Source organism: Cellulomonas sp. P5_C6 (genome assembly GCF_054049635.1).
In genome coordinates this window covers 1-8,765 of sequence record NZ_JBFULZ010000175.1, presented here as the reverse complement: position 1 = coordinate 8,765, position 8,765 = coordinate 1, and the positions used below count along the sequence as shown (strand labels likewise).

Sequence of the window (8,765 nt, the reverse complement as noted above, 5' to 3'; positions counted from 1 at the left end):
CGTCGGGCTCCTGCTGGGCGGCGCGAGCCCGGCCGCGGCCGCGCAGGTCCAGCTGCTCGTGCTCGTGGGCCTGCTCGCCGCCGAGTCGGTCGCCGCCGTGGTGACGGCCCAGCTCCTGGCCCGTCGTCTGGGCACCGTGCGCCCCGCGGCCGCCGGGTGACGTGCAGAGCGCGCGGTCGCGACGGATGTCGCGGTTGTCGACCCCATGCCCGTAGCGTCAGTCAGCGATGCTGAGGAACGACTGAGCCGAGGAGACCGCGTGAAGGTGCTGGTGGTCGAGGACGAGGCGCAGCTGGCCGACGCCGTCCGCCGCGGGCTCGAGGGCGAGGGCATCGCCGTCGACGTCATGCACGACGGGGTCGACGGCCTGTGGGCTGCCACCGAGACTGCGTACGACGCCATCGTGCTCGACCTCATGCTGCCCGGGCTCAGCGGTCGTGACGTGCTGGTCGGCCTGCGCGAGCGCGGCGTCTGGACGCCGGTGCTGGTGCTCACCGCGCGCGACGGCGACGACGTGCAGGTCAGCCTGTTCGACCGGGGTGCCGACGACTTCCTGCCCAAGCCGTTCTCGTTCGACGTGCTGCTCGCCCGCCTGCGCGCGCTGGTCCGGCGGGGCGCACCGGAGCGGCCCGTGGTGCTCACCGCCGSCGACCTGCGCCTCGAGCCGGCCCGGCGCCGGGTGGCGCGTGGCGGGGTCGAGATCACCCTCACGCCCCGCGAGTACGGGGTGCTCGAGCTGCTGCTCCGGCGCGGCGGCGACGTCGTCACCAAGCGCGAGATCCTGGAGAACGTCTGGGACTCGGCGTTCGACGGGGACCCGAACGTGGTCGAGGTCTACATCAGCTACCTGCGCCGCAAGGTCGACACCCCGTTCGGGTGCCGGTCCATCGTGACAGTGCGCGGGATGGGCTACCGGATGTCCGTCGACGGCACCTGAGGCTCCTCGGCGAGCGGCAGCCGGACGACGAACGACGCGCCGCCGAGCGAGGAGTCGTCGACCACCACGGTCCCGCCGTGCGCAGTCACGATCCCGCGGACGATCGCGAGGCCGAGGCCCGAGCCGCCGGCCGCTCGGTCGCGACCCTCGTCGAGCCGGGCGAACCGGTCGAACACCAGCTCGCGGGACCCGAGCGGCACCCCTGGTCCGTCGTCGTCGACCCGCACCTCGGCGGTCCCGGCGGCCGCCCCGACCGACAGCCGGACGCGGCCGGCCGCGTGCCGGAGTGCGTTGTCGGCGAGGTTCTGCACGACCCGCTCCAGGTCCCGGGGGTCGCCGTGCACGCGGGCCGGTGCCGTCACCACCTCGACCGCCACCGAGACCGGCGGCCGCAGGCCGAAGCCGACCCCCTCGACGACGTCGTCGAGGTCGACGTCCTGGTCACGGCTCGGTCCGCCGCCCTCGGCGGTCCGGGTGAGCACGAGCAGGTCGTCGACGAGCTGCTGCATCCGCTCGCCGGCCGCGCGGACGAGGTGCGCGGTCCGCGGCCAGTCCGCGGACTCGGGGTGCCGCTCCGCGACGTCCAGCTCGGCGCGCACGGCCGCGAGCGGGCTTCGCAGCTCGTGGCTGGCGTCCGCGACGAACCGGACCTGGGCCTGGTGCGCGGCGTGCAGTCGGTCGAGCATCCCGTTGAGCGTCACGGCGAGCCGGGCGACCTCGTCACCGGTCGACGGGACCTCGATGCGGGTGCTCACGTCCGCGTCGCTGATCTGCGCGGTGCGGCGGCGGATCTCCTCGACCGGGCGCAGCGCCCGACCCGTGAGCACGTAGGTCAGCGCCCCCACCACGAGGACGAGGGCCGGCACCGCGAGGAGCAGCGCCTGCGCGACGTCGACGATCGTCTCGGCGCCCTCCGCGTACGACTGCTGCACCAGGACGGCGTCGGCTCCCTCGACCCCGTCGACGCCCAGGAGCACCGTGACGAACGGGCCGTCGCCGGGACCGTCGGAGTCCGCGGGCACCTGGACCGCCGTGCCGGGGACCGCCGGCGCCGACGCGAGGGGAGCCGCGCCCCCGACCGCCGGGCTCGCCGCCACGACGGTCGTGCCGTCGAGGATCTGGACGTGCGCGACGTCGCCCGGACCGGGCGCGAGGTTGATGCCGGACGTGACCTGCCCGTCGGTGGTGAGCTCGGCCGCGACGTCGTGCGCGCGGGTGGTGGCCGCGGCGACGGCGTTGCGCTCGACCGAGTCGTGCAGGACGACCAGCAGCCCGAGCGCGGCCAGGACGAGCGCGACCGCGACGGCCCCCGACGCAGCGAGCGCGGAGCGGGCCCGGACCGAGAGGTGCCGGGGCCGGTGCATGGGATCCACGCTAGCGGCCGGCCCTCCGGGTCCAGCTCATGCGTGCGACCAGCGCGGCGATCGCCAGCGCCAGGACGAGCGCCACCGGTCCCGACCCCAGGCCGAGGCCACCGCGCTCGGGGGAGACGCCGAACCAGTCCGCGAACGACGCGCCCACCGGCCGGGTCAGCACGTAGGCGAACCAGAACGCCACGATCGCGTTGAGCCCGAACCACCGGTACCCGATCGCCGGGATCAGCAGCAGCGCAGAGAAGACCAGACCGGCCGCGAGGTAGCCAAGGTGCAGGGTCACGGCCAGCATGTCGCCCGCCGCGGTGCCCAGGGCGAAGGTCGCCATCACGGTCGCCCAGTAGAAGAGCTCGCGGCGCCGGGTCCGGATGCTGTGGATCGAGAGGGTGTGCTCGCTGGCGTACCAGAGGACGAAGACCGCGGCCAGCGCGATCGCGAACCCGACGGTCGAGACGAGGTACGGCACGCCGAGCCCGACGTGGACCACGTCCGCGGCCATCGTGCCGAAGACGCCGACCATCGCGACGGCGAGCCAGTACCGCCACGGCACGTACTCGGCGGCGCGGAGCTGGATCACCAGCGCGACCGCGAGAGCCACCGCCCCCAGCAGCACGGCGATCTCCGGGGGCATCGCGCGCACCAGGTAGTCGGAGCTCGACTCGCCCATCGCGGTCGTCAGCGCCTTGGTGACCCAGAAGATCGCGGTCACCTCGGGCACCTTGCTGGCTGCCTGCCCCAGGACGCTGCGTGGTCGGGTGGCGGTGGGCTCGCTCGTCGTCACGCGCCCATGGTCCGGGGACGCACCTTGGGATCGCCTGAGAACCTGCGCCCGAACGGTCCGATGTGTCGCTAACGTTCGTCCCACGTGACGGCTACGCGAGAGAAGGCGACATGAACACGTTCGGGCAGTGGCTCTGGTTGATGATCTGGTGGTTCCTGTTCTTCGTCTACCTGGTGATCCTCTTCCAGATCATCAGTGACCTGTTCCGGGACCGTGAGCTCGGCGGCTGGGCGAAGGCGCTGTGGATCATCGGCCTGGTGTTCCTGCCGTACCTCATCGCGCTGATCTACCTGATCGCCCGCGGCCAGGGCATGGCGGACCGGGGCCGCGACGCGGCGGTCAAGGCGAAGCAGGACACGGACGCGTACATCAAGCAGGTCGCGGTCGGAAAGTCCCCGGCCGAGCACATCGCCGACGCGAAGGCGCTGCTCGACTCCGGCGCCATCGACGCCGACGAGTACGCCGCGCTGAAGGCCAAGGCCCTCGCGTGACGAACGCCTGACCCTCCGGGCTGTCCCGGAGGGTCAGGCGTCGTCGTCCGTCGTCAGCTCGACAGGATCCGGCTCTTCTGGACCTCGAACTCGGCGTCACTCAGCACTCCGGCGTCCCGCAAGGCACCGAGCTGCGTGAGCTGCGCGAGCTTGGCGTCCATGTCCTCGGCCGGCGGCGGGGGAGCAGCGACGTAGACCGGCTGCGGCGGCGGTGCGTACTGCGGGGGCGGGGGCGGCGCGTACTGCGGCTCCGGGGCGGCCGGCTCCTGTGCGGCCCACCGACCCGCCTGACGGCGCGAGACCCGGTTGGACACGGCGGTGGCGGTACCGGCGACGACGGCCGTACGGCCCACCGCGCGGATCAGTCCTGGCATCTGTTGCTCCTTCTCGACAGGCGACGGTGCCGGGTCATCCGACCGGCTCGGTGGCGTCCAGCGCGGCGATGATCGCCTGCACCGGGATGCGTCCGCTGGCGACGAGCTGTCCACCGGTGCGGCGCAGGGCGACCGCGAACGGTGCCGCCCAGACGTTCTCGTACACGAGCACCCCGGCGGCGTCGCCGGGCTCGAGGGCGTTCGCCGCCTCGGCGAGGTCGTCGTCTCCGAGCAGGCCCGAGGACACCCCCTCGAAGATCGTGAGGTCGATGCCGCCGTCCGCCAGCTGCTTCAGGTCGAGCGCGACGACCGATCCGTCCTCGCCCTTCTGGATGAAGACCAGGTCGAGGATGCGGATGATCCCGCGGTCCACCAGGTCGACCAGCTTGGGGAACGCCTCGCCGGTGAGCTTGGCGTTCGGGAACGCCACCACCAGGTAGTCGATGGGGCCGGTCTCCTCGAGCTCGGCCAGGTCCTCCGTCATGGGCTGTTCCTCTCCTCGGGCACCGCGCGGATGCATCGCCGCTGTTGACGTGCCCATTCCTCCGGAACGTATCAGGCGAATTCGGATACCGGACAGGGGGGTCCACCGAGTGCGCGTACGGCCTGATCAGCCCCGCAGTGCAGCGAGGAGAGCGCCGGCGGTGGCCGCGGCTCCTGCGACCCACAGCAGCGTCGGGAGCCTGTGCCAGAACGGCCTCATGCGCGGACCACCTCGCCCTGGTCGGTGACCTCGACGGCCACGGCCGCCAGCGGTGCCGTGGCCGGTCCCTGCACCACGGCACCCGTCGTGGCGTCGAAGGTGCTGCCGTGGCACGGGCAATGGATCTCGCCGCCGCTGACGCTCCCGACGAGGCAGCCCTGGTGGGTGCAGACCGCGGTGAAGCAGTGCACCGCCGACCCGTCGCGGGTCAGCACGACCTTCTCGTCCGTGAGCACCAGCCCGCCGCCGTCCGGGACGTCGTCGACGGCGGCCAGCGGTCCCGCGCCCGTCCCGGAGCCGGCGCCGCCGGCGGGGTAGCCGGCGCCGGTGGGCTGGGTGCTCCCGGGGGCGGGTCCGAAGGCGACGAACGCCGCGTAGCCCGCGGCACCGGCGACGAGCGCGACCCCCGCGCCCTCGATGACCGAGCGGCGGCTGACGTCGGGAGCGGCGGCCACGTCAGTAGCTCGCGTACCCGGACTGGCCGAAGAACCAGAACGCGGAGCTGAACCAGAGCACGACGAGCACGCCCGCGAGCAGGCCGCCGAGCAGGGGGACCACGACCGGCGGCAGCCCCCGCAGTCGCAGGGCCAGCATCTTCGCGGCGAACACCCCGTAGAACACGCACCCGGCCACGCAGTGCACCAGGACGCGGGTCGAGGTGTCCGCGAACCCGAGCGACCACACGCAGTGGAAGACGACGGGCATCGTGAGCAGGAAGGCGACCGTCCCCGTCCAGCGGTGCAGGCCGGTCACCCACGGCGCGGCCGTCGTGACGCCCGGGAGCCGGCCCCACATCGCGAGGGCCGAGAGCACCTGCACGACGACGAGCGCGGTCGCGGCGGTGGTGAGCCACGCCTTCATCTGCAGCATGCCGCTGAAGCCGAGCGTCGTCAGCGCGGCACCGTTGCCGGGGTGGACCTTCGAGTAGGCCGCGAGCGCCGCCGCCACCGCGAGCCCCACGGCTCCGAGTGCGGCCAGCCCCCACTGTGGCCGGTCGGCCGCGTGCGCGTCGGTGCTCACCCGTCGATCGTGCTCCCCTCGAGGGGCGGCGGATAGTCCCGGCAGGGCATCGTGGGACGGTGGACGACCTGAGGCCCCTGGTGCACTTCACCCCGGAGCGGGGCTGGATGAACGACCCGAACGGGCTGGTGCAGGTGGACGGGCTGTTCCACCTGTACTTCCAGCACGACTCCGGGTCCCTGGGTCCCGGGGCCGTCTCCTGGGGGCACGCGACGTCGCCGGACCTGGTCCGGTGGACCCGGCAGCCCCTGGCGATCCCGTGCGACGAGCGGGAGCAGGTGTTCTCGGGCTGCGTCGTCGTCGACCGGCCCGGGTCGCTGGTGGCGATCTACACCAGCGAGTTCCGGGACGCGGACCGGCACGGCGGCCGGGAGGCCCAGTCGCTGGCACACAGCGCCGACGGGGGGCTGACGTGGACCAAGGACGCGCGGAACCCGGTGCTCGAGCGCCCGGGTTCGCAGGACTTCCGCGACCCGAAGGTGTTCCGGTACGGGGACTCGTGGGTGATGGTCACCGTCGAGGCGGCGGACCGCCAGGTGCTGATCCATCGCTCCGACGATCTGGTCGCGTGGGAGCACGTGAGCACGTTCGGCCCGGCGAACGCGGTCGACGGGCTGTGGGAGTGCCCCGACCTGTTCGAGCTCCCCGTGGACGGGGACCCCGCGACCACCCGGTGGGTCCTGCTGGTCAGCGTGTCGTCCGGAGCGCGCGGCGGAGGGTCGGGGACGCAGTACGTCGTCGGCGAGTTCGACGGCGTCACGTTCCGCGCGGACGGACGTCCGACCGCCTGGCTCGACCACGGGCGCGACTGCTACGCCGGCGTCACGTTCCACGGGGTCGCCGACGGTCGACGCCTGCTCGTGGCCTGGATGAGCAGCTGGGAGTACGCCCGCGACACGCCCACGGGATCCTGGCGGGGAGCCATGACGTTCCCCCGCGAGCTGAGCCTGGCGACCGTCGGAGGCGCGGTGCGGCTGGTCCAGCGGCTGGTCGACCTCCCGGGCGCCACGCGGGCCCCGAGGTCGCGCGGGCCGGTCGTCGCCCTCGGACCGGGGGCCCACCTGCTCGACGTCGACGCCCGGCCCGGGGCCGGCCCGTTCCGGCTGGAGCTGCGGTCCGCGACGGGCGAGGTCGTGGCGCTCGGCTGGGCCGACGGGGTGCTGTCGCTCGACCGGCGGGCCTCGGGGTCGTTGCCGGCGCCGACGTTCGCGTCCGTGGAGACCGCCGACGTGGAGCTCGTCGACGGGGTCCTGGCCCTGACCGTGCTGGTGGACCGGTGCTCGGTCGAGGTGGTCGCGGCGCAGGGGACCGTGGTGGTCACCGACCTGGTGTTCCCGGCGACGCCGCTCGACCGGGTCGTCCTGTCCGGCGACGCCACGGTCACGGTCACGAGCCTGCAGCCCGACGCGGTCACCAGCCCAGCGGGACCGGGTCCAGCTCCCGCAGGACCTCCGGGTCCATGACGAGCCTGATCTCGGAGACCACGTCGCCGACGACGGTGAACACGAAGGCCGACCGTGGGATGCCGCCCGGCGCCCACATCGCGCCGACGGCGCCGCCGAGCAGCGCGAGCTCCGCCGTGTGGGCCCGTCCGCAGAAGTAGCGCGCCACGGCGTCCGCCCCGAAGGCGTCGGCGGCGTCGAAGCGCGCGATGACGGCGTCGACCCTCAGCTCGACGTCCGGGTCCAGCATGGCCAGCAGCGCCTCGAAGTCGCCGCCTCGCGACGCGGCCAGGAACGCGTCGACCACGTCCCGCTGCTTGGTCAGGTCCGTCTCGGGGGTCACGGGCGCGCCCTGCACCCGCCGGCGGGCGCGACTGGCCAGCTGGCGGGTCGCCTCGGGGGAGCGGCCGACGATCGGGGCGATCTCGTCGAAGGGCAGCGCGAACATGTCGTGCAGCACGAAGGCGAGCCGCTCCGCGGGCGTGAGGGTCTCGAGGACGACGAGCATCGCCAGACCCACCGACTCGGCCAGCACGGCCTCGTGCTCGGGGTCGACCACGGCGGTCTCGGCGCCGGCGCGCGGGTGCGGGACGTCGACGTCGAGCACGTCCTCGCGGCGGGAGGTCCGGCTGCGCAGCCGGTCGAGGCAGAGGCGCGCGACGACCGTGGTGAGCCACCCCGCGAGGTTGTCGACGCCGTCGGCGTCGGCCCGGTCGAGCCGCAGCCACGCGTCCTGCACCGCGTCCTCGGCCTCGCTGGTCGACCCGAGCATCCGGTACGCCACCGCGCGCAGGCGGCCACGGTTCTCCTCGAACCGCTGGGCCAGGTAGTCGTCGTCGCTCATCGGCCAGATCCTCTCGGCGGGGGGTCGTCATCATCGTGACGGATCCCGGCCGTAGGACGTGACGGGTGAGGTCGTGCACGGATGTGCAGATGCCCTGGACGTCCGTCCGGCCTCGTTCTAGCGTCGGGGTGCCGGCCCGCCGATGGACGGCTGGCCCGCGAAGGAGGCCTCATGCTCTCCGACCACGCCGCCATCCCCGTCGTCGCCGTCACGGACTTCGAGCGGGCACGCGCGTTCTACGAGGGGAMGCTCGGGTTCGCGAGCGTCGAGGACGTCCCCGAGGGGGGCGTCATCTACGGCACGTCCAACGGCGGTCTGCTGGTGTACCCGTCGTCGTTCGCCGGCACCAACAAGGCGACCGGTGTCTCGTTCCAGGTGGCGGAGGCGGCGTTCGACGCCGAGCTCGACGCGTTGCGCGCCGCCGGCGTGACGTTCCAGACGTTCGACGTCCCCGCCGAGTTCGGCACGTGGGCAGACGGCGTCCTGACGGGGGGCACGATGCGCTCCGTCTGGTTCGCCGACCCCGACGGGAACGTCCTCAACGTCGAGACGCACGTCGGCGGGTGACGACGGTTGACGAGCCGGCGGCCGTGCGCGGCCGCCGGCTCGTCCGGCTGCGTCAGTCGGAGTCGATCTCGGTGCCGTCGGGTGCGATGACGTACCAGACGCTGTTGAGTCCCTGGCCCTTGACGTCGCCGGGCGCGGTGTCCTGGGCGAAGGTGTAGATCGGCCGTCCGTCGATCGTGACCTGCATCTTCCCGTCGGTCCCGGTGATGGTCCCGACCTCGCCGGTCACGCCG

Annotated in this window: 13 protein-coding genes; 5 read left to right on the top strand and 8 right to left on the bottom strand. The window is 73.4% G+C overall.

Annotation, left to right across the window (positions count from 1 at the left end):
• The first annotated feature begins 10 nt into the window (after positions 1–10).
• Both ACXJKG_RS16630 and ACXJKG_RS16625 read left to right on the top strand, forming a co-directional pair.
• Positions 11–160, top strand: coding sequence for an ABC transporter permease (locus tag ACXJKG_RS16630; RefSeq protein WP_456846857.1), 150 nt, complete (start codon positions 11–13; stop codon positions 158–160).
• A 99-nt stretch (positions 161–259) separates the two neighbouring features.
• Complete coding sequence (locus ACXJKG_RS16625) at positions 260–937, top strand: winged helix-turn-helix domain-containing protein (protein WP_456846856.1); 678 nt, start codon at positions 260–262, stop codon at positions 935–937.
• Here ACXJKG_RS16625 and ACXJKG_RS16620 read toward each other — a convergent pair.
• Positions 910–2,301 carry a sensor histidine kinase gene (locus ACXJKG_RS16620; RefSeq protein WP_456846855.1) on the bottom strand — a complete coding sequence of 464 codons (1,392 nt, stop codon included), beginning with the start codon at positions 2,299–2,301 and terminating at the stop codon, positions 910–912. The genes ACXJKG_RS16625 and ACXJKG_RS16620 overlap by 28 nt on opposite strands.
• A gap of 10 nt (positions 2,302–2,311) precedes the next feature.
• Positions 2,312–3,091: a COG4705 family protein gene (locus tag ACXJKG_RS16615; RefSeq protein ID WP_456846854.1), complete on the bottom strand. Its 780-nt coding sequence runs from the start codon at positions 3,089–3,091 to the stop codon at positions 2,312–2,314.
• Between the two features lie 110 nt (positions 3,092–3,201).
• Between ACXJKG_RS16615 and ACXJKG_RS16610 the strand changes: the two genes are divergently transcribed.
• Positions 3,202–3,582 (top strand): hypothetical protein, encoded by a 381-nt coding sequence (locus ACXJKG_RS16610; RefSeq protein WP_456846853.1) that lies wholly within the window; start codon positions 3,202–3,204, stop codon positions 3,580–3,582.
• 53 nt (positions 3,583–3,635) lie between these two features.
• On the opposite strand, the gene ACXJKG_RS16605 is transcribed toward ACXJKG_RS16610, so the two are convergent.
• From ACXJKG_RS16605 to ACXJKG_RS16590, 4 genes are all read right to left on the bottom strand, one after another.
• The gene (locus tag ACXJKG_RS16605; protein WP_456846852.1) at positions 3,636–3,956 is read right to left on the bottom strand and encodes an SHOCT domain-containing protein; all 321 of its coding nucleotides are present in this window, start codon (positions 3,954–3,956) and stop codon (positions 3,636–3,638) included.
• Positions 3,957–3,990: 34 nt separating this feature from the next.
• The gene (locus tag ACXJKG_RS16600; protein ID WP_456846851.1) at positions 3,991–4,440 is read right to left on the bottom strand and encodes a DUF6325 family protein; all 450 of its coding nucleotides are present in this window, start codon (positions 4,438–4,440) and stop codon (positions 3,991–3,993) included.
• 215 nt (positions 4,441–4,655) lie between these two features.
• On the bottom strand, positions 4,656–5,114 hold the full coding sequence (locus ACXJKG_RS16595) for a Rieske (2Fe-2S) protein (RefSeq protein WP_456846850.1): 459 nt from the start codon (positions 5,112–5,114) through the stop codon (positions 4,656–4,658).
• Between the two features lies 1 nt (position 5,115).
• A complete protein-coding gene (locus tag ACXJKG_RS16590; protein WP_456846849.1) occupies positions 5,116–5,679 on the bottom strand; it encodes a DUF6529 family protein in 564 nt (187 codons plus the stop codon).
• 59 nt (positions 5,680–5,738) lie between these two features.
• Here ACXJKG_RS16590 and ACXJKG_RS16585 point away from each other — a divergent pair, with 59 nt between their 5' ends.
• Positions 5,739–7,142: a glycoside hydrolase family 32 protein gene (locus ACXJKG_RS16585; RefSeq protein WP_456846848.1), complete on the top strand. Its 1,404-nt coding sequence runs from the start codon at positions 5,739–5,741 to the stop codon at positions 7,140–7,142.
• On the opposite strand, the gene ACXJKG_RS16580 is transcribed toward ACXJKG_RS16585, so the two are convergent.
• Complete coding sequence (locus tag ACXJKG_RS16580; RefSeq protein WP_456846847.1) at positions 7,090–7,965, bottom strand: sigma-70 family RNA polymerase sigma factor; 876 nt, start codon at positions 7,963–7,965, stop codon at positions 7,090–7,092. The genes ACXJKG_RS16585 and ACXJKG_RS16580 overlap by 53 nt on opposite strands.
• 171 nt (positions 7,966–8,136) lie before the next feature.
• Between ACXJKG_RS16580 and ACXJKG_RS16575 the strand changes: the two genes are divergently transcribed.
• Entirely contained in the window at positions 8,137–8,532 is a 396-nt protein-coding gene (locus ACXJKG_RS16575) for a VOC family protein (protein ID WP_456846846.1), read from the top strand.
• 52 nt (positions 8,533–8,584) lie between these two features.
• On the opposite strand, the gene ACXJKG_RS16570 is transcribed toward ACXJKG_RS16575, so the two are convergent.
• Positions 8,585–8,765, bottom strand: a 181-nt coding sequence (locus ACXJKG_RS16570) for a COG4315 family predicted lipoprotein (protein WP_456846845.1), incomplete at its 5' end; no start/stop codon positions are given.

What these genes read in the sequence shown, in the direction of transcription:
- ACXJKG_RS16620 (WP_456846855.1), bottom strand. Translation starts at nt 2,301, where the DNA reads ATGCACCGGCCCCGGCACCTCTCGGTCCGGGCCCGCTCCGCGCTCGCT.
- ACXJKG_RS16610 (WP_456846853.1), top strand. Translation starts at nt 3,202, where the DNA reads ATGAACACGTTCGGGCAGTGGCTCTGGTTGATGATCTGGTGGTTCCTG.
- ACXJKG_RS16605 (WP_456846852.1), bottom strand. Translation starts at nt 3,956, where the DNA reads ATGCCAGGACTGATCCGCGCGGTGGGCCGTACGGCCGTCGTCGCCGGT.
- ACXJKG_RS16600 (WP_456846851.1), bottom strand. Translation starts at nt 4,440, where the DNA reads ATGACGGAGGACCTGGCCGAGCTCGAGGAGACCGGCCCCATCGACTAC.
- ACXJKG_RS16580 (WP_456846847.1), bottom strand. Translation starts at nt 7,965, where the DNA reads ATGAGCGACGACGACTACCTGGCCCAGCGGTTCGAGGAGAACCGTGGC.